At 61.4% G+C, this 17,867-nt stretch carries 17 protein-coding genes and 6 pseudogenes; 12 read left to right on the top strand and 11 right to left on the bottom strand.

Features of this window, described 5'->3' with window-relative positions:
- Positions 1-612 precede the first annotated feature (612 nt).
- On the top strand, positions 613-1,155 hold the full coding sequence (locus tag HAP54_RS46955) for a TetR family transcriptional regulator (RefSeq protein ID WP_166298084.1): 543 nt from the start codon (positions 613-615) through the stop codon (positions 1,153-1,155).
- On the opposite strand, the gene istB is transcribed toward HAP54_RS46955, so the two are convergent.
- The 6 genes and pseudogenes from istB to HAP54_RS46925 form a co-directional block, all read right to left on the bottom strand.
- A complete protein-coding gene (istB, locus tag HAP54_RS46950) occupies positions 1,135-1,998 on the bottom strand; it encodes an IS21-like element helper ATPase IstB (RefSeq protein ID WP_166294386.1) in 864 nt (287 codons plus the stop codon). The genes HAP54_RS46955 and istB overlap by 21 nt on opposite strands.
- Before the next feature lie 8 nt (positions 1,999-2,006).
- Positions 2,007-3,497 (bottom strand): annotated as a pseudogene (istA, locus tag HAP54_RS46945) (IS21 family transposase); the annotation flags it as partial.
- Between the two features lie 277 nt (positions 3,498-3,774).
- Positions 3,775-4,329 carry an AMP-binding enzyme gene (locus HAP54_RS46940; protein ID WP_339156943.1) on the bottom strand — a complete coding sequence of 185 codons (555 nt, stop codon included), beginning with the start codon at positions 4,327-4,329 and terminating at the stop codon, positions 3,775-3,777.
- Positions 4,306-4,452 (bottom strand): annotated as a pseudogene (locus HAP54_RS46935) (hypothetical protein); the annotation flags it as partial. The gene HAP54_RS46940 and the pseudogene HAP54_RS46935, both read right to left, overlap by 24 nt.
- A gap of 45 nt (positions 4,453-4,497) precedes the next feature.
- Positions 4,498-5,651, bottom strand: a protein-coding gene (locus HAP54_RS46930) for an IS3 family transposase (protein WP_166295259.1) whose coding sequence is annotated in 2 segments (ribosomal slippage) — positions 4,498-5,402 and positions 5,402-5,651 — 1,155 coding nt in all. Because the reading frame shifts where the segments join, the coding sequence is not laid out codon by codon here.
- A 57-nt stretch (positions 5,652-5,708) separates the two neighbouring features.
- Complete coding sequence (locus HAP54_RS46925) at positions 5,709-6,179, bottom strand: AMP-binding protein (protein ID WP_224741994.1); 471 nt, start codon at positions 6,177-6,179, stop codon at positions 5,709-5,711.
- Here HAP54_RS46925 and HAP54_RS52690 point away from each other — a divergent pair.
- The 3 genes and pseudogenes from HAP54_RS52690 to HAP54_RS46915 all read left to right on the top strand — a co-directional run.
- Positions 6,178-6,255 (top strand): annotated as a pseudogene (locus tag HAP54_RS52690) (hypothetical protein); the annotation flags it as partial. The gene HAP54_RS46925 and the pseudogene HAP54_RS52690 sit on opposite strands and share 2 nt — an antisense overlap.
- A gap of 45 nt (positions 6,256-6,300) precedes the next feature.
- Positions 6,301-7,107 (top strand): acyl-CoA dehydrogenase family protein, encoded by an 807-nt coding sequence (locus tag HAP54_RS46920; RefSeq protein ID WP_210297446.1) that lies wholly within the window; start codon positions 6,301-6,303, stop codon positions 7,105-7,107.
- A gap of 52 nt (positions 7,108-7,159) precedes the next feature.
- On the top strand, positions 7,160-7,846 hold the full coding sequence (locus HAP54_RS46915) for an enoyl-CoA hydratase/isomerase family protein (RefSeq protein WP_339156942.1): 687 nt from the start codon (positions 7,160-7,162) through the stop codon (positions 7,844-7,846).
- Here the strand turns inward: HAP54_RS46915 and HAP54_RS46910 are convergent.
- Positions 7,801-7,977: pseudogene (locus HAP54_RS46910) on the bottom strand (hypothetical protein); the annotation flags it as partial. The gene HAP54_RS46915 and the pseudogene HAP54_RS46910 overlap by 46 nt on opposite strands.
- Before the next feature lie 112 nt (positions 7,978-8,089).
- On the opposite strand from HAP54_RS46910, the gene HAP54_RS46905 reads away from it, so the two are divergent.
- Positions 8,090-9,196, top strand: coding sequence for an NAD(P)H-dependent flavin oxidoreductase (locus HAP54_RS46905; RefSeq protein WP_166298082.1), 1,107 nt, complete (start codon positions 8,090-8,092; stop codon positions 9,194-9,196).
- Positions 9,197-9,363: 167 nt separating this feature from the next.
- Here HAP54_RS46905 and HAP54_RS46900 read toward each other — a convergent pair whose 3' ends face one another.
- Positions 9,364-9,621: a hypothetical protein gene (locus HAP54_RS46900; RefSeq protein ID WP_029082564.1), complete on the bottom strand. Its 258-nt coding sequence runs from the start codon at positions 9,619-9,621 to the stop codon at positions 9,364-9,366.
- Between the two features lie 389 nt (positions 9,622-10,010).
- Here HAP54_RS46900 and HAP54_RS46895 point away from each other — a divergent pair, with 389 nt between their 5' ends.
- A complete protein-coding gene (locus HAP54_RS46895; protein ID WP_224741490.1) occupies positions 10,011-10,343 on the top strand; it encodes a hypothetical protein in 333 nt (110 codons plus the stop codon).
- 21 nt (positions 10,344-10,364) lie between these two features.
- On the opposite strand, the gene HAP54_RS46890 is transcribed toward HAP54_RS46895, so the two are convergent.
- Positions 10,365-10,598 (bottom strand): hypothetical protein, encoded by a 234-nt coding sequence (locus HAP54_RS46890; RefSeq protein WP_166298081.1) that lies wholly within the window; start codon positions 10,596-10,598, stop codon positions 10,365-10,367.
- 194 nt (positions 10,599-10,792) lie between these two features.
- On the opposite strand from HAP54_RS46890, the gene HAP54_RS46885 reads away from it, so the two are divergent.
- Positions 10,793-12,136: an IS1380-like element ISBdi2 family transposase gene (locus HAP54_RS46885; RefSeq protein ID WP_166204320.1), complete on the top strand. Its 1,344-nt coding sequence runs from the start codon at positions 10,793-10,795 to the stop codon at positions 12,134-12,136.
- A gap of 411 nt (positions 12,137-12,547) precedes the next feature.
- A pseudogene (locus HAP54_RS46880) lies at positions 12,548-13,267 on the top strand (MBL fold metallo-hydrolase); the annotation flags it as partial.
- A gap of 13 nt (positions 13,268-13,280) precedes the next feature.
- Here HAP54_RS46880 and HAP54_RS46875 read toward each other — a convergent pair.
- Entirely contained in the window at positions 13,281-14,345 is a 1,065-nt protein-coding gene (locus tag HAP54_RS46875; protein WP_166204319.1) for an IS630 family transposase, read from the bottom strand.
- A 45-nt stretch (positions 14,346-14,390) separates the two neighbouring features.
- Between HAP54_RS46875 and HAP54_RS46870 the strand changes: the two are divergent.
- Together HAP54_RS46870 and HAP54_RS46865 are read left to right on the top strand one after the other, a co-directional pair.
- Positions 14,391-14,573 (top strand): annotated as a pseudogene (locus HAP54_RS46870) (ribonuclease Z); the annotation flags it as partial.
- A gap of 10 nt (positions 14,574-14,583) precedes the next feature.
- Positions 14,584-15,102 carry a metallophosphoesterase family protein gene (locus HAP54_RS46865; RefSeq protein WP_224741491.1) on the top strand — a complete coding sequence of 173 codons (519 nt, stop codon included), beginning with the start codon at positions 14,584-14,586 and terminating at the stop codon, positions 15,100-15,102.
- Between the two features lie 117 nt (positions 15,103-15,219).
- Here the strand turns inward: HAP54_RS46865 and dinB are convergent, their stop codons facing one another.
- A complete protein-coding gene (gene dinB, locus HAP54_RS46860) occupies positions 15,220-16,323 on the bottom strand; it encodes a DNA polymerase IV (RefSeq protein ID WP_166298078.1) in 1,104 nt (367 codons plus the stop codon).
- A gap of 192 nt (positions 16,324-16,515) precedes the next feature.
- On the opposite strand from dinB, the gene HAP54_RS46855 reads away from it, so the two are divergent.
- Together HAP54_RS46855 and HAP54_RS46850 are read left to right on the top strand one after the other, a co-directional pair.
- On the top strand, positions 16,516-16,728 hold the full coding sequence (locus HAP54_RS46855; RefSeq protein WP_224741492.1) for a hypothetical protein: 213 nt from the start codon (positions 16,516-16,518) through the stop codon (positions 16,726-16,728).
- A gap of 771 nt (positions 16,729-17,499) precedes the next feature.
- Positions 17,500-17,673, top strand: coding sequence for a hypothetical protein (locus HAP54_RS46850; protein ID WP_166298076.1), 174 nt, complete (start codon positions 17,500-17,502; stop codon positions 17,671-17,673).
- The last annotated feature ends 194 nt before the right edge of the window (positions 17,674-17,867 follow it).

Raw genomic sequence — 17,867 nt, 5'->3', positions numbered from 1 at the left:
CTCCTTCGTCAAAAATGAATCCCCGCGATCAATCTGGCGGAAAGCTCCCGCCGCGCATCCGACTGAAAAAAGCGCTTCCGAATAGTCAAGAGCCGCGATCCAGGACAAACTTGGGCTCTAACCTGACTAATGAAAGCAATCCTACTTCGGGCCCGCTTTGCTTCAATAGGGAGAACTACGGACAAATTCGTCGACGAATCTTGGGCGGTTCAGTATGGCGGTCAGATTTCGTCTGTGTTGTGGCACCTGGTCCGTCTGACCGCGCCAAGCGCCATTTGGTGACAGCTCAGCGCGATGGATTTCGCAGCTCACGGTGTTTGATTTCAATGGAAGGATCAGGCCGCTCCACCGCGTCGTAGAGCTGCCGCTGTGGCAGTACGGCTCCTTGCCCGGGTCAGTATGGCGCGGCCCGGCCAACACCGCATGTTCGGTGGTGATGCATTCGCCGCGCGCCAATTCTACCTCGCACTGCCTTGCAGCTTTTCCCCCTCATGGCGGGCAAGACCAGATACCCGGCAACGGGTACGTTTGTACGATTTCCGGGAAATTGAATGGACATCCAAAGAAATTCAGTGATTTAGTGCGGTTAGCAGAACAGGAAGGAGGCGCTGCTTGCATAAAGCGGAAAAGCGGACGCGCGGGCGTCCGGTGGGATCCTCGGACCAGGGGGCAAAACGGCAGGAGTTTGTCGTCGCGGTGATGAAGGCGATTGCCGAGCACGGCTACAAGGATGTGACCGTTGCGACGATCTGCGAAGCGGCTGGTTTCTCACGCGGCCTGATTGCGCATTATTTCCCCGGTAAGGACGCCTTGTTGCTGCATGCCGTAGGCGAGGTGGCGAAAGACTTCGAGCAGGCCACGCGAGCTGCAGCCGACGCGGCCGGTCCTGATCCGCTTGAACGCCTGCGCGGTATCGTCACGGCAAGCTTTCGCGCACCGGTGTTCACACCCGAGAAGGTTCTCGTCTGGGTGGCTCTTGCAAGCACGTCGCGCTGGTCCCCCGAGCTCGCCGAGATCTACCGAAAACTCTATCGGCCCTACCGTCGCGGACTGGCCCATCTCATGCAACGCACAGCCGATGCTCGCGGCCTCAAGATCAATCCTGACCGCCTCGCGCTAACCCTGACCCAGCTGTCAATCGGCCTGCAAATTTGACCCCTCATCGGCGTCCAATTTTGACCCCTTCGTGCGGCGGGCTTTGCTGGTAGCGCTCGTCTCGTCGGAGCTGGCCGGGATAGCGGAGGCGAGACGAGCGCGGGTGGCGTGATCGTCGTCTCGGCTCTTGAACCGCCAGCTATCGTTGCCGGTCTCGACAATGTCGCAGTGATGGGTCAATCGGTCGAGCAGCGCTGTGGTCATTTTGGCGTCGCCGAACACGCTCGGCCATTCGCCGAAGGCGAGATTGGTCGTCACGATGACGGAGGCGCGCTCATAGAGCCGGCTGACGAGGTGGAAGAGGAGCTGGCCACCGGACTGGGCGAAGGGCAAATAGCCGAGTTCATCCAGCACGATGAAGTCCATCCGGGTCAGATGCTCGGCGAGCCGTCCTTGCCGTCCGTTGCGGGTCTCGGTCTCGAGGCGATTGACGAGGTCGACTACGTTGAAGAAGCGGCCGCGGGCACCGGATCGGATGCAGCTTCTGGCGATGGCAATGGCCAGGTGGGTCTTGCCTGTGCCGGTGCCGCCAACCAGCACGACATTGCGTTGCTGGGCGATGAAGCCGCCGCTGGCGAGATCATTGACGAGAGTCTGATTGATCGGCGTGCCGTCGAACTGGAAGTCGGCGATGTCCTTGGCAAGCGGCAGCTTGGCAATGGTCAGCTGGTATTTGATCGAGCGGGCCTGCTTCTCGTTGATCTCGGCGTTAAGCAGGTCGCCGACAATGCGCTGAGGTTCGTGCTGGCGCTTGACGGCAGTTGCCATGATCTCGTCGAAGGCAGCCTTCATGCCGTAGAGCTTGAGCTCGCCCATGAGGTCGAAGATTTGGGTTCGTTCCATCAGATGGTCCTCCGGAGGTTGTCGTAGCGGGCACAATCGGCGATCGGTGCATGACGGAGCGTCAGTGCGGCCGGCGTCATGATGTTGGCCGGTGGGGCGGGTTCACGTTGACGGGCCAGGATGTTGAGCACGACATCGGCGGAATGGACGCCATGACCGAGCGCTTCGGCACAGGCCGCTTCCACCGCGGACAGACCGTCAGTCAGCACCGCGGTGAGGATGTCGACCATCTGCCGATTGCCATCGTCGGTGCTGGCAAGCTTGCGCCGGATCCGCTCGATCGCGGCCGGCAGCACCCAGTCTTTGAAGGGAGCGCCGTTGCGCAAGGCACCGGGTTTGCGAGCCAGCACCGGCACATAGTGCCAGGGATCATAGGTCGTCTCGCCGCGGCCAAAGGATCGCGGGTGCTCGGCAACGATGCGTCCATCCTGACGGATCACGATGCGGTCGGCATAAGCCTGGACTTCGACCGGCCGTCCGACTGCGCTGGCTGCGACCGAGTACTTGTTGTTGTCGAAGCGCACCAGGCAGGTCTTCGAGACCGATGCCGTCACCGCATGGAAGCCGTCGAAGCGGCCGGCATAGGGAACGAGCTTGGGACGCTCGGCTTCGAACACTTCCCAGATCGTCTGATCGACCAGCTCCGGGTGGCGATGAGCCTTGGCGTAGGCGATGCATTTGTCGAGCAGCCAGGCGTTTAACTCGTCGAGGTTTTTGAACCGCAGCCGCGGCGTGAAGAAGCGCTCCCGGACCAGCCCGACCTGGTTCTCGACCTGCCCCTTCTCCCAGCCCGACGCCGGCGTGCAGGCGACCGGATCGACCAGATAGTGGCTGCACATCTGCAGGAAGCGGCGATTGTAGAGACGCCCTTTACCGACGAAGATCGTCTCTACGGCGGTCTTCATGTTGTCGTAGATGCCGCGGGTGCAGGTGCCTTTGAACAGAGCGAACGCCCGGTCGTGGGCGTCGAACACCATCTCCTGCGTCTCCCGCGGATAGGCCCGCACGAACAGCATGCGGCTGTGACAGAGCCGGACATGGGCGGCCTTCACCATCACCGTGGTCCCGCTCAGCAAGACCACCTCGTGGCTCCAGTCGAACTGGTAGGCTTCGCCTGGGGCAAAGCTCAGCGGGACATAAGCCGCCGCGGTCGATTGCCCGCGTTCTTTGCTCCACCGCCTGGCGTAACGCCGCACGGCATCGTAACCGCCGTCGTAGCCGCGGCCGCGCAGCTCTTCGAAGATCCGGATCAACGTCAGCTGTTCACGAGCCGATTTGGCCGCGTTCGCCGCCAGCAATCCGTCAAGCTCTACTGCCCATCGTCCCAGCTTTGGCCGCGGCTGCACCTGCCGCTCGTACTCGAAGGAGGTCTCTCCCGACCTCAGCACCTTCCGGACCGTGTTCCGCGACACCTTCAGGTCACGGGCGATCTCCTTGATCGTCTTGCCCTTGATGAAGTGCTCGCGCCGGATCCGGGCAATTGTCTCCACGATCAGCATCCCCCACCACCTGCTTCGTTCCAAAGCAGGCAGCGCAACAGATCAATCTGTAGGGGGTCAATTTTGGACGCCGATCCCCCGGCTTAGGGGGTCAATATTGCAGGCCGAATGACACCCAGCTTACTGAAGGTCTTTGGGCCGGATGGGCAGCCGATCCTAAGACGGTTTCGGCCGCAGAGGGAGAGGCGGCATGCCACGATCTGCTCGACGCATTCTTCCCAACACAGCGCGCGGCCCCGTAGCGCTCTTCGCGCGTTTGCCGGCGGGAGGCAGACCGCTATTTGCGCTTCTTCATCGCACGCAGGTCAATCGCGCCAACAAGGGTTCGAGGGTCAAGGCCGGCTGCGAAGATCTGCGCCTTGTTGATCTTTTCAGTCGCGGTGAGGGGCATCCGGTCCAGGAACAGCATCCACCCGGGCGCCTTGTAGTAGGCCAGCTGCTGGTTGCAATAGTCCACGATGCCTTGGGCAAGCTTTAGGTCGGCCGTGTGACCCGAAGCCGGCACGACACAGGCGAAGATCTCCTCTCCGGCCTTTTCGTCAGGAACGGCCAGGATCGCGATCTGGCGAATGGCAGGATGCCGGCACAGCACGGTTTCAACTTCGGTGGCGGCAATGTTCTCGCCGGCTCTGCGGATCATGTTCTTGCGCCGGTCGACAAAATAGATGATCCCGGCCTGGTCTTGGCGGACGATATCGCCTGAATGCCACCAGCCGCCGCGCCACCCCGCCTCGGTCGCTGCCGCATCGTCGAGATAACCGGCGAAAAAGCCTCGTCGGGGATCTTCGCCCGACAGTCGAACGACGAGCTCGCCCTCGGTACCGGAAGCCACCTCGCGGTCGTGCTCATCGACCACTCTCGCCTCAAGGGGGGCGACCGGACGCCCGATTGCTCGGACTCCGATCGGGCGCGGCTCGTGATCATTAGCCGTCCACCGTCCGACCTCGCTCATACCCCAGACTTCGAAATGTGAGCTGCTGCCGGTTTGATGGACACCCGCTTAAGCTAATCCCACCTTGCGCTCGAACTCAACCGGGCTGAGATAGCCGATGGTCGAGTGCCTGCGGGTCGTGTTGTAAAATCGTTCGATGTAGTCGAACACATCGGCGCGTGCCTCATCTCTGGTTTGATAAATCTTGTTGGCCGTACGCTCGGTCTTGAGCGAGGAGAAGAAGCTCTCCATCGCCGCGTTGTCCCAGACGTTGCCGGAGCGGCTCATGCTGCAAACGATGCCGTGGTCGGCCATCAGGCGCTGGAACTGCTCGCTGGTGTACTGGCTGCCCTGGTCGGAGTGATGCAACAGCGCATCCGGCTTGCCGCGCCGCCAGACGGCCATCAACAATGCGTCCGTCACGAGCTGTGCCGTCATGGAGGCACTCATCGACCAGCCCACCACGCGGCGTGAGAACAGGTCGATCACCGCTGCGACATAGAGCCAGCCTTCGGCCGTCCAGAGATAGGTGAAGTCGGCGATCCACTTCTGGTTCGGCCGCTCGGCGGCGAACTGCCGGTCAAGGAGGTTCGCCGGTACGGTCTCGAGCTGTCGATCGCCGCTGTCCTTCGGTAAGCGCCGACGTCGCGGCCGCGCCCGCAAGCCTTGCAGGCGCATCAGCCGCTCAATCCGGTGCAGGCCGCAATCCGCCCCGTCGGCGAGCAGGTCACGCCACACCCGGCGTGCGCCATAGGTGCGGTCGCTGGCGGCGAAGCTGGCCTTGACCTTGCCGCCGAGCTCCTCGTCGCTGCGGGATCTGGCGCTGGGAGAGCGGTTCAGCCAGGCATGGAAGCCCGACCGCGACACTCCCAGCGCATCGCATAGCCATGCCACCGGCCAGATCGTCCGGTGCTTCGCGACGAAGGCGAACTTCATGTCGCTTCCTTCGCGAAGTAGGCTGCGGCCTTTTTTAGGATATCCCGCTCGGCCTTCAGCTTGGCGACCTCACGGCGCAGCCGCTCGATCTCCTGCTGCTCCGGCTTCATCTGCCCGTGGCCGGGAAAGGCTTGCGCCGGGTCGGAGCCCAACTCCTTCACCCATTTGCGGAGAACATTCTCATGAACATCCAGGTCACGGCCAGCTTGCGCCACCGACACCCCACGTTCCCGCACCAGCTTGACCGCCTCGACCTTGAACTCGCGGCTGAACTTCCGTCTTTTCATCGCCACCTCCGGCTTCATGAAACACCTAATCTCGGTGTCCATCAAACCGGCAGCAGCTCAATGCGGGATTCCGAAGCGTTCCTCGAATTCCCGATGGATGGCAGGCTCCATTCCCGCCCCAAAGCCAAATCTCACGCTGTGCGCCCGCTCACCTGCGGACCTGTCCATCGCGATCAGGGCCTGCGGCACGGCGCCGATGTAGTGGACGATGGTGGCGCGGCTGGTCGAAACCTCGCGCCACCACCGCTTCGCCGAAAAATGTTCGGGGCGGATCACGCAGCCTTGCGACAGCAACATCGGCATGAGTGCAACCACTCCGGCGTGGACGTGGAACACCGGCATCGGGTTGAACAGCCGGTCCCTGCCGGGCTCGATGGAGAAGCGGCCGCCGCTCCTCGCGAGCGTGAAGAACCATTCGCCCGCCGAGAGCCAGTAGTCGTTCGTAACCAGACAGCCCTTCGGGCGACGCGCCAGCAGTCCTGAAGAATATGGAGGCGGCGGAGGCAGCTTCCGGCACGAAGCTGTCATCATCGAGGAATTGGCGCGGATCGCATTCCCCGATTTCAGCGTCCCGTTGCAGAACGTCATTCTGGCACCGTACTTCGCGCAGTACGGCACCGAAGAGCAGAAGCGCCGCTGGTTGCCACGCATGGCGCGCGGTGATCTGGTCGCGGCACTTGCGATGAGCGAACCCGGTGCGGGGTCCGATGTGCGAGCGATCCGAACCCGGGCGCGCCGCGAGGGCGACACGTATATCGTCAACGGGCAAAAGACGTTCATCACCCACGGTCACACCGCTGACTTGATCTGCCTCGCGGTCAAGACTGATACAGGCGAGGACGCCGGTGTCCGCGGCTTCAGCCTGCTGGTGATTGAGGCCGGTGAGACGCCCGGATTCAAACGCGGCCGCAGGCTGGACAAGGTCGGGCTCAAGGCACAGGACACGGCTGAACTGTTCTTTGAGGACGCGCGGGTTCCGGTTGCCAATCTGCTGGGAGGCGTCGAAGGCCGCGGCTTCTATCAGCTGATGGAACAGCTTGCGAAGGAACGCATCAACATCGCGATGCAGGCGCTGGCCCTGAGCGAAGCGGCGCTGGCCGAGACCGTGGCCTATGTGAAGCAGCGCGAGGTATTCGGCAAACGTCTGATCGATTTCCAGAACACGCGGATCGTGCTGGCCGAGGCCAAGACTGCGATGGCCGTCACACGCAGCTTCGTTGAAGTTTGCATCGACCGGCTGATCGCCGGAACGCTCGATGGCGAAACCGCGGCAATGGCAAAGTGGTGGGCGACCGAGAAGCAGTGCGAGGTCATCGATAACTGTGTCCAGTTGCACGGCGGCTACGGCTACATGCTCGACTATCCGATCGCCAGGATGTGGAGCGACGGGCGAATTCAGAAGATCTGGGGCGGCTCCAATGAGGTCATGAAGGAGCTGATCGCGCGGACGCTTTGATGTTGGACGAGGCCACGACCGCTCCACAGTCGGGCGACGTAGGCCGTTGGCGATGATGCAGGAAGCCGCAGACTCGATGATCGGGGCCTCGAGGCCTGAGCATGATCACAAGCCGGAGACAGGGATGAGCCAGTACGCCAAATATGAGTGCCTGAAGATCGAGGTCGCGGACAAGGTCGCGACGGTGACCTTGAACCGCCCGCAGGCGCGCAATGCCATCAATCAGAAGCTGATCCGCGAGTTGCGGACGATCTGGGACGATCTGGCCGACGATCTGGCCGACGATCAGGCTGTCAATGTTGTCGTGTTGACCGGCGCCGGCGATTTCTTCAGCGTCGGTGGCGACGTCAAGGCGATGTCGGAGCGGCCGGGGGGCGACGTACTCGAAGAGGGCGAGGTGCATGACCCCATGATCAGCCGCCGCGGCGTTACCCGCCAGCTCGAGCTCGACAAGCCGATCATTGCCGCGATCAATGGCGATGCCATCGGGCTTGCGGCTACCCATGCGCTGCTCTGCGATATCAGTGTGATGGCGGAGGATGCCCGGATCGGCGACACCCACGTCTCGCGCGTCGGCCTGGTCGCGGGCGATCGCGGCACCGTGATCTGGCCGCTGCTGATCGGCACGATCTGGTTGATCGACAGCTTGGTCCAGCGAATGGCCCAGGTCGGACCGTTCGCGAGTTCGACCGCGATCTCGCGAGCCCTCGCCAATACTTCCGCGCGCGGTGCGACATGATTGACCAACCCGATCCGCTCCGCTTCGTGGCCCTTCAGCAGCGTGCCACGGATCAGGAACTCCTTGGCCTTGTCTGCCGTTCGTTCCGCCCTCCTCCGATCAGAGGGCGCAGGGAAATGCGGGCCTTCCATCGTCTCTCTTCTCTTGGCCGACCATGATCGGCCAGGACGTCGTTCAAGGAAAAGCGCAGACCAAGATTCGGTCAGTCCTGAGTTTACCTGCAACTCGAAGATTGGAATGCCCATGCGCAACCGCATCACTGAAATGTTCGGAATCGAGGTCCCGATATTCGGCTTCACGCACAAGCCGGAGGTCGCAATCGAGGTGACGAATGCCGGCGGCATGGGCGCTTTGGCGGCCAGTTACTATCAACCGGACGAACTCGAGCGAATTCTCACCGACATGGATGAGAAGACCCGCGGACGTCCGTACTGCATTGACGTCCTCTTCGCAAACAAGGTCGGCGAGGTCGTGCCGCTGTCCGAGCGGCTCAAGGCGCTGCCGAAGGAGCATATCGATTTCGTCGAGAAGATTCTCGATGATGCGGGCATACCTGCGCTGCCCCCGGATGTCGAGGCGCAGATGCTGCGTGAAAAGCCGCCCGGCCATGGTCACACGGAAGAGGGCGTCCTCGAAGTCCTGGAGATCGTCGTCAAACATCCGCAGGCCCGGTTTGTGCTCAGCGCGATGGGGGCGCCTCCGGCCTATGTCGTCGACAAGCTGCACGGCCATGGCATCAGGGTTGGCGCCATGGCAGGCAGTGCCGAACATGCGCTCAAGCACGTGCACGCAGGTGTCGATCTGATCGTCGCGCAGGGAAGCGAAGCCGGGGGGCATACCGGTACGATCTCCTCCATGGTGCTATGGCCAGAAGTGGTTGATGCCGTCTCTCCGATACCAGTTCTTGCAGCGGGTGGCGTTGGCAGCGGGCGCCATATCGCAGCCGCCCTTGCACTCGGCGCCGAGGGCGTATGGTGCGGCACGATTTGGCTCGGATCTTCAGAGAGCGAGCTATCCCCTGATATGCGCAAGCGATTTATCGCGGCGCGTTCGCAGGACGCGATTCAGAGAAAGTACGACACCGGCAAACCGCTGAGGGGGCTCCGCAGCAAGTGGACGGATGCGTGGGATGAGCCGGGAGCACCGGAGCCCCTGCCGCTGGCGGCTCAAAAACTGCTCGTCGCTCCAGCGCTGAAGCGGCTCGAACTGGCCAATGCGGCCGACTACATGGGCTATATGGCGGGACAAGTGGTCGGCAGGATCAAAGATGAACGGTCGATCCGTGACATCATGGACGGCATGAAATCCGAATGCGTTGCAGTCCTTGAGGGTCTGAGCGCCACTGCTTAGGGCCGGCGGCAGACGCCGGAGCAGTCATCGTGAAGCGGCCATCACGGCGGTTGGCATCATCACCACGACCACCGCGGGGTCGTTTTGATGAAACACCGGCACTAATGTTGATTTGAACGTTGATTTGATGGATTTGAAGGGCTCCCCCAAGTGGGGGCCCTTTCGCGCTAATTAAGCACCTTCGGCAGCACGACAACGACGTCGATATCCTGGCAAAGAATTTGAGACGCGACGATCGAGATATGCACGGCGAAATTGTCCTCGATCTCCGATGCAGTGGCCTCATCTTTGGCATAGACGTAAAGCAGCGGTCCGTCGACCTCGGCGAACCGGATCCCGGCGAATACACGATCGAACGTTCCCGCGCCGACCGCGAGGGCCATTCTTGCCTGGATGGCGTAATCCTGGATTTCGGTCAGGTCCATTTTGCTACCGCTAGGATAATCAGTTGCCTGCACCATAGATATTTACGGCTCTGACGCGAACAAGGGGGCATTGCAATTTGTGTAGCGTCTCCGCTGGCTCGCGGAAATCGCCGTCTTCGCGCGTAGGTATCGCGGTTAAGGATGGTTTCCTGAGGGGCCGGCGAGCGAATTGCCGTCTCATGTCAGAGTTCGAGCAAAAGCGCGTCATGGCGTGCTTTCCTTCGACCCGACCGCCTTCCTCCTGGTGTGAAGCGCTATCGATGAGTAGCTCGATTTCCCGACCCGGTTCGGAGCCTTACCAATGGGCGGTCCGCTGGATTATAAGAAGGTTGGGATCAGCCCGGTACGTCCGAGTGCCAGCCATCTCATGGCTCAGCAAGGCGTCTAGAGTGAAGAACCCGGAAGCAGTCGCCGCCATCGTGTCGGCTCTTCGACATGCGCACGGGGACAACGTTGCCCGCGCCTTCCTCGCTGACGGTGTGAGTCTTGCTGCGCTTATGGACGCGGTGTTTTCTCTTCCGATAAGGAATAGCGAGGCGGTCAGGACGATTGCCAGAGCGCTTGAATCCGGAGATTTTGTCATCTCACCCGATGTCGGGCCGCTTTGGCACATCAAATATGTCTACAGCCAGCCTGGCTCGATGACTGTCGTCGACATGGTGGTGCTAACGCCGGACAAGGCGTTCGCCAGTAGCGAAATCTCGTTGCGGCTGCGCGTGTGAAGCCGGCGTTGAGGCAGCGATCTATTGCAGCTCCTGGATATGACCGGTGCTATCGACGAGAATGGACCTTACCTTTCCATTCCGCGTTGCTATGAACGTCTTGATCTTGCCGGATGGCACCTCCCGGATTTGCGTATAGCCCGCGGCCTCAAGCTTAGCCTTGATATCGTCCAGGGTAAGGGCATGGGCGGCTGGAAAGGCGTTGAAGATCGCCAGAAAGCAAAGGGCAAGAAGCTTTTTTGCCTTGATGTCCATTAGCCGAGTTTGGTTGCTGATGATGACGTCTCGCTAACCAGCGGAGGCGGTCCAATTCCTGCCGAATGTCTAGCCCGTCTTATTCGTCAGAGTGCGCCTGAGAGGCTGGCGAGCGTGGTGTAAAGCGCTGATGCGGCGTAGGATTCGGTTGCAAAGCCAACCCCATCACCTCAACCGCGAACGCCAGGCCCGCCATGACCGATGATACGATTCTGCCCTTCTCGTTTCCAGCCGTTCACGCCAAGAAAGTCACAGCTGCCTTCGATGGCGGTCGGCTGACCTCGAACGGGGGCGTGATGCTTCTGGCGATGGCCGAGCGGCGTCTCGGCTTGGCCGACAATTTGGCCCGGGTGTTCCCGGATCGGCGCGATCCGACGCGGGTCGTGCACAGCCTTGTCGATATGTTCCGCGCGCGCATGTTCGCGATCTGCTGCGGCTACGAGGACGCCGACGACCTCGATCATCTGCGGTCCGATCCCGCATTCAAGCTGGCCTGCGGACGGCTGCCGGACACGGGTCGCGATCTGTGTTCCCAACCGACGCTGTCGCGGCTGGAGAATGCTCCGCGCCTGCGCGACGTGATCCGACTGACCTACACTTTGGTCGACGCATGGATGGATAGCTACCCGCGCGAGCCGGCATCCGTCACGCTCGACATCGATGATACCTGCGATGTCGTCCACGGCCATCAGCAGCTCTCGCTGTTCAACGCTCATTATGACGAACGCTGCTTCCTGCCGATCCACGTCTACGACACGGAGAAGAGCCGGCCCGTGGCGGTCGTGTTGCGGCCCGGCAAGACGCCGGGCGGCGTCGAGGTGCGTGCCCATCTGCGCCGCCTGATACGGCATATCCGGACGCGGTGGCACAACACGCGAATTACGTTCCGTGGCGACGGGCACTATGCCCGGCCGGAGGCAATGGCGTGGTGCGAGACCAACGGCATCGACTACATCTTCGGTCTGTCCGGCACCAAGCCGCTCGCCAGAAAACTCGACGAGGCCGCCGACGACATCCGCACGCGACGCGCCATCGAGAACCTGCCGGTTCTGCGTGGCTATACCGAGACGCGCCACAAGGCCAAGTCCTGGGATCGCGAACGGCGTACCGTCGCCCGTATTGAGGCGACGATGCTCGGCCTCGACATCCGTTTCGTCGTCACCAGCCTCGATGTCGGCTCGGCCGAGTGGATCTACGACAGCCTGTATTGCGCGCGCGGCCAAGCCGAGAATCTGATCAAGCTGCATAAGACACAGCTCGCCTCCGATCGCACCAGCTGCCGTTCGGCGCTCGCCAATCAAGTCCGCCTCGTTCTCCACACCGCCGCTTATTGGCTGATGCTGACCGTGCGCGACGCGATTCCCAAAGCCCGGGAATTGGCCACAGCCGAGTTCGCGACGCTGCGTCTTCGTCTCTTGAAACTCGCTGCCCGTGTCGTCGAGACCACGAGCCGCATTCGCCTTGCGTTTGCCGCGGCATGTCCCGAAGCCGACCTGATCCGCGGCTTGCCAGGCGCGCTGCTGCCTCTCGGTCCTTGACCGGCGGGGCGTCCGCCCCCCGTTCGCCCAACCTACACCTCAAGCGCGTTGCAAAGTACGGGTCGGTCAGGCGGTGAAAAGCCGAAGGCAATCCCGCGCGCCTCGTCAGAGCAGATGTGCGGCCACATCAATCGGACTAAAAAAAGCACTCTCACGAATAGGACGGGCTAGCAGGAAGGAAATTGGGAGTCCTTGAGATGGTTCCCGGCAGGCGGAGGTCGTTCGGTAGATGGGGCGCAAATGGGCAAATCGGCCGGAATTGCTGGAATGGATGGATCTATCCGCGGCACGCCCTTGTCCGATCCGCGGACGCCTGAAGGACAGCTCTCGGCGGTGTCGAGGTCTATCCTGGACCGGGTTCCGTTCGCAGGCTTTGGAGCCCCGCTGCTTGCGAGGTAAGTTGGCCTCATCATGTTCAACCTGACTTTTCTCGGCACCTCGGCCAGCGTGCCATCCGCCGAACGCAATCATCCGGGCCTTCTGGTCGAGGCCGGAAGCCATCGGATCCTCGTGGATTGTGGGGAGGGGACGCAGCGGCAGCTATTGCGCAGCGGCGCTGGCTTCCGACGGCTGGATCGCCTCCTGCTCACTCATGCGCATTTTGACCACGTGCTCGGGATTCCAGGACTCTTTTCGACGCTCCGGCTGCGTCAGAGCGAGGATCTCGTTACCATCCACGGCAGTCCAGGCACGCTCGATGTCGTCGTCAGGATGTTGGCCGGGCTCTGGGGCGAAGGCAGAGCGCCGATCCCGTTGGAGCTGGTGCCGCTGCAGCCGGGCTTGGTCCTCGACGCCGACGAATTTTCGGTCGGCTGCTTCCCGGTCCGTCATCGCGACACCGACAGCTACGCTTTCGACTTCAAGAGCCCGCCACGCCGCCATCTTCGCGCCGACCGCCTGGCGGCATTCGGCGTGCCTGACGGGCCGATCCGGAAAGACTTGGTCGAGGGCCGCTCAATCACCTTGGCCGACGGCCGAACGATCGCTCCGGGGAGCGTTCTGGGGCCGCCCGAAGGGGCCAGGAAACTTGTCATCGTCGGCGACACCGAGACAACCGACGGTCTGGCGCAGTACGTGGAGGGGGCCGACATGCTGGTCATCGAAGCCACCTTCCTGGCGCGTGACGCTGCACTAGTACCCAGAATCAGAGCTGAGTGATACGGCGGCCTTTGAAACGGCGTTGACGGACCTTTTTCTTGGTCCAGACGAAGGGCTCGGCTCTGTCGTTGTATGCGTTGACGTAGGCATCGATGTGCTCCTGAAGCTGCGTGAGGCTTGTGAAGGAGGTGCCGCTGAGCGACTGCCCCTGCAAGATCGAAAACCATACCTCGACCTGATTGAGCCAAGACGCACTTGTCGGCGTGAAATGAAATTGCACGTTGGGGTGGGCCTTGAGCCAATGCTCGTTCTTCTTGTGGGTGTTGAGGTTGTCGAGGATGACGTGAAGCTTCCGGTTCGGAAAAGCCGCGGTGACGCTGTTCATGAAGTCGAGAAACTCGACGCGGCGTCGGCGTTTTGAATGCGCCGCGATGATCTTTCCGGTGGCGACTTCGAGCGCCGCAAACAATGTTGTGGTGCCATGCCGCTTGTAATCGTGGCTCTGGCCGGTCAAGGCGCGGCCATTGGGCAACTTCAGATAACCCTGCGCTCGCTCCAAAGCCTGGATCGAGGGCTTCTCGTCCACGCACAGCACAATGGCCTTCGCGGGCGGGGCGACATAGAGGCCGACAACATCGGCGGCTTTGGCCGTAAAGTTCGGGTCGTTGCTCTCACACCAGGACTTACGAGCCGCGAGGTCAATCTTGTGGCTGCGCAGGAACCGCCAGACATATTGGACGTCAACATCGCCCAGCGCCCCGGCCAGCAGGGGCCCGGTCCAGCGTGCGAACCCGTCCGGCGGCGGCTTGTCCAGCAGCTTCAGAATCCGCTTGTCGGTGGCCTTCGTATAGATTGGCTGCTTGCCCGGTCGCGGCTTGTCTTGCAGCCCTTCAAGGCCTTGGTCGGCATAGCGATGCCGCCAAAGGCTGACAATCCGCGGCTGGACCCCAACTTCCTTGGCGATCGACCGAGTGCTGCGTCCATCCGCCGCCAACAGAACTATCCGCGCCCGCTTCAAATCGCGCTGCAACGTCACCGGGGAGCGGCAACACGCCTCAAGCACCTTGCGATCTTTCCTCGAAAGGTGGACTTCTCTTGCTTCGGGTATCATCCCGACCTTGAATCACGACTCACGCTTTAAGAAAAGTAGGTACTAGCCCGTGACTACGGACATCTCACCGCGACAGAGGCGGCATTACTGGCGGCGGCAAACGGCGTGAAGCAACTCGTCCTGACACACATCTCGGGGCGCTATCCGGATGAAGAGATCCTGGCGGAGGCTACGCGGGCCTTTCCGAATAGCCGCCTTGCGACAGATTTCACAACCATCACCGTCTAGGCGATCCCTCTTGAACAACATCGGCTCCCCCGCTGCGAAAACCACGATCCTGGCGACCACCAAAGCGTTCAGGGTCGGCATCATCTCGGATACGCACGGCCTGTTGCGGCCAGAAGCGGAGCGTGCGCTGGCTGGCGTCGACCACATCATCCATGGCGGTGACATCGGTCAGCCCGGCATCATCACGGCGCTGCGCCGGATCGCGCCGGTCACCGCGATCAGGGGGAACGTCGACAACGGCGATTGGACCAGCGGATACCCTGACACCGAGCTCGTACGGCTTGCGGGACGGACGATCTTCGTATTGCACGATCTCAAGACGCTACGAATCAACCCCCTTGAGCGCGGCATCGACGTCATCATCTCCGGCCATTCTCACGTGCCGAAAGTCGATACGGTCAACAACGTGCTCTACGTCAATCCCGGCAGCGCCGGGCCGCGGCGTTTCAAGTTGCCGATCACGCTTGCGACGCTCGATGTTACGCCTGACGGTCTGCGACCGGTCATCCATGAACTCGCGGCCCGTTGAACTGTGCGGGCGCACGGATATGCAGGGCGAAAGGCCCGCGGCTCGGCCTGTCCAACGTGGTGATGGGTTCGGCATCCAGAGTGTCTTCGAGGAAGCCGACCGCTTTCATCGTTAGCGTCAAATTGGCAGGTCCAGTTGAGGTCCCGCTTGATCCTGGTCATGGAGCGCGGAGAGCGAGATGCCCAGTAAGCGTACGGACTTCGGGAAGGGCATCTCGTGCTGCAGCAGGCCGATAGCCAGACGCTCGAGGTCAACGCGGCTTGGTACCGGGGCTGATATTGATCGGCTGCGCGTAATGATCTCGAAATCAAAGAACTTGACCTTCAGCGTCACTGTGCGCCCGCGGGTGCCGGTGCTTTGGCAATGCCGCCAGATCTTGTCGATGAGCGGCTGGAGCTCCGCCGCCAGGGCCTCGAACTCGGTCAGATCGGTCGTGAACGTATTCTCGGCGCCGATCGACTTCCGGATCCGATTTGCCCGCACGGGGCGCTCGTCGACGCCGCGTGAGATCCAGTAATAGTAGGTGCCCGACTTGCCGAAGTTCGCGTTCAAGAATTCGAGTGTCTGATTGCGGATGTCCAGCCCTGTGAAGATGCCGAGGGCGTTGAACTTGGTTGTTGTCGCCGGGCCGATGCCGTTGAATTTGCCGACGGAAAGATCCTCCACGAAACCGGGTCCGATCTTGGGCGTGATGACGAACTGGCCGTTCGGCTTGCGTTGGTCGGAGGCGAGCTTCGCCAGGAATTTATTATACGAGATTCCGGCGGAGGCGGTGAGCCCGGTTTCGGCAAGGATCTTGGCCCTGATCGCGGTCGCGATCTCAGTTGCGAGCGGGATGTTCTGAATGTTCTCGGTAACGTCGAGATAGGCCTCGTCCAACGACAGCGGCTCGATGATTTCCGTGTGCTCGGCGAAAATGTTCCGGATCTGCCGGCTGACGGCCTTGTAGACCTCGAAGCGCGGCCTCACGAAAATCAGGTCCGGACATTGACGCTTCGCGGTGATCGACGGCATTGCCGAGCGAACCCCGAACTTCCGGGCCTCGTAGCTCGCTGCAGCCACGACACCGCGTTCCGCGGAGCCGCCGACGGCCAATGGCTTGCCGCGCAGGTCGGGATTGTCCCGTTGCTCCACCGACGCGTAGAACGCGTCCATATCGATATGGATGATCTTGCGCTGGCGGGCCTCGCCGCCGTTCCGCACTCGGTTCGACGAGCTCATTTGGAAACAATACCTCAAGCTGCCCCGCGCGGGAATGACGGGGAGAGCGGGGAAAACTGCCATTCCCAACTGGTTAGCCAAACCTCGTCGGGCTCATGCTAGCGGACTTGTTGTCGGACCTGGCGACGTCACCACAGGCAGCGACCGCCTGGTGCTTCGCTGGCATGCTTGTTTTTTGTAATGGGCATTTTCATGAAGAAGTTTGACGAGCGGACGACCGCTAACCTCGACGTTGTTCTGGACGACGCCTGCCGCGACCTCCCGAACGGCGGCGGCCACGAGACCAGGAAGTTCATTGCGCGGAAGCTGCTGCGGGCTGTCCAGCAATGGAAAAAGACGCTTGGGGCTCTCGAGCGCGTCGCCCGCCAGGCATTGCGGGGGCTCCTGAAAGGCCGTCCGGCATAATCGGCCAACCAGGATCTGCTGCTTCCCAATCGAATCCGATCGAAACTATCAGGCAGGCGCACGTAAGCGGGGATTCCATGTACGACGTTTATCTGAACAGGAGCAACGAGCTCCTGGTTGTTGCTCGAGGCGGATTTATCCCTTCGGCGATTTCCGGACGATGGCCCAAACAGAAGCGTGTCGTCCGGTCCGTCAGCCACAGCATTCGCGACGACGTGCGGCGGCATGGTTACCACCACCGCAACCTGGCGAAGCGATTGGTCGCGTCAGCGAGGGCAGAGCTGCAGTAGAGCGCTTCGATTGCACCCCTGGCGCCGCAATCCGCACTCGGCGGTGAGCATTTCGAACTAGCGCCGAGCCTCTTGCTCCGACTTCACCGAATTGCAGCCATGGCAACGAAATACATGGACGGCTTCGTACTTGCCAACGGATGGTAGCTCGGCCAACAAGGCCATGTGGCGACCGCAAACGTCACATTTGCATGCGAGCGCTTCTATCTCCTGCCTGGACATCTTTGGCATAGCGAAGTTCCCCATACGCCATCCGCTGAGCTGTCCATGATGGGCCTCAGAGCGTGTTCGTTGTATCTGTGCGAGTACGGAGAGAGCCTGATCCATTGCAAGTCGAACGTGTCCAACGACAGCCTCGCGATCTTGATAGTCCGTTTAGGGGATACACTTTGTGCCAGAAGAGCATGCTCCAAACGGATTAGGCTTTCGTGTTGTCACAGCGCTCTGGAATGTTGACGGTCAACATCGGATATTCAGCGGCATGACGATCAAGACGCCTCATTTCCAGCCTGAAAAGACAAAGGATGGTCGCTGGTTTGTGGCGGTCAAGACTGGCAATGGGCCGGATTCTCACATCGGAGACGTCGATACGGAAGCCGATGCGGAGCGTTGGATCGCCACCAAGGCGAAATACTGGCCGGGTAGAGAGAGCTAAATCGCTGGCTCCCGGAATTCTGAAGACCATCACCTTCTTAACGGCGGACGAACTGATGCGGCTTAGCTCAAATGGGTCAGACGCAAACGAATGGCCGCGTGCAGCGCGAAACTGGGGCAACCTGATTTACGTTCCTGTTTGGTCGGCTATCGCTTCTGTTTGTGGCAGGAGCAATTGGAAGTGGCCGGCGGGGG

Origin of the sequence: Bradyrhizobium sp. 2S1, from assembly GCF_011516625.5 — a bacterium.
Taxonomy (GTDB): Bacteria; Pseudomonadota; Alphaproteobacteria; order Rhizobiales; family Xanthobacteraceae; genus Bradyrhizobium; species Bradyrhizobium septentrionale.
This window is presented reverse-complemented; position numbering and strand designations above follow the sequence as displayed.

What these genes read in the sequence shown, in the direction of transcription:
- istB (WP_166294386.1), bottom strand. Translation starts at nt 1,998, where the DNA reads ATGGAACGAACCCAAATCTTCGACCTCATGGGCGAGCTCAAGCTCTAC.
- HAP54_RS46925 (WP_224741994.1), bottom strand. Translation starts at nt 6,179, where the DNA reads ATGACAGCTTCGTGCCGGAAGCTGCCTCCGCCGCCTCCATATTCTTCA.
- HAP54_RS46920 (WP_210297446.1), top strand. Translation starts at nt 6,301, where the DNA reads ATGGCGCGCGGTGATCTGGTCGCGGCACTTGCGATGAGCGAACCCGGT.
- HAP54_RS46915 (WP_339156942.1), top strand. Translation starts at nt 7,160, where the DNA reads ATGATGCAGGAAGCCGCAGACTCGATGATCGGGGCCTCGAGGCCTGAG.
- HAP54_RS46905 (WP_166298082.1), top strand. Translation starts at nt 8,090, where the DNA reads ATGCGCAACCGCATCACTGAAATGTTCGGAATCGAGGTCCCGATATTC.
- HAP54_RS46900 (WP_029082564.1), bottom strand. Translation starts at nt 9,621, where the DNA reads ATGGACCTGACCGAAATCCAGGATTACGCCATCCAGGCAAGAATGGCC.
- HAP54_RS46890 (WP_166298081.1), bottom strand. Translation starts at nt 10,598, where the DNA reads ATGGACATCAAGGCAAAAAAGCTTCTTGCCCTTTGCTTTCTGGCGATC.
- HAP54_RS46885 (WP_166204320.1), top strand. Translation starts at nt 10,793, where the DNA reads ATGACCGATGATACGATTCTGCCCTTCTCGTTTCCAGCCGTTCACGCC.
- HAP54_RS46875 (WP_166204319.1), bottom strand. Translation starts at nt 14,345, where the DNA reads ATGATACCCGAAGCAAGAGAAGTCCACCTTTCGAGGAAAGATCGCAAG.
- dinB (WP_166298078.1), bottom strand. Translation starts at nt 16,323, where the DNA reads ATGAGCTCGTCGAACCGAGTGCGGAACGGCGGCGAGGCCCGCCAGCGC.
- HAP54_RS46855 (WP_224741492.1), top strand. Translation starts at nt 16,516, where the DNA reads ATGAAGAAGTTTGACGAGCGGACGACCGCTAACCTCGACGTTGTTCTG.
- HAP54_RS46850 (WP_166298076.1), top strand. Translation starts at nt 17,500, where the DNA reads ATGACGATCAAGACGCCTCATTTCCAGCCTGAAAAGACAAAGGATGGT.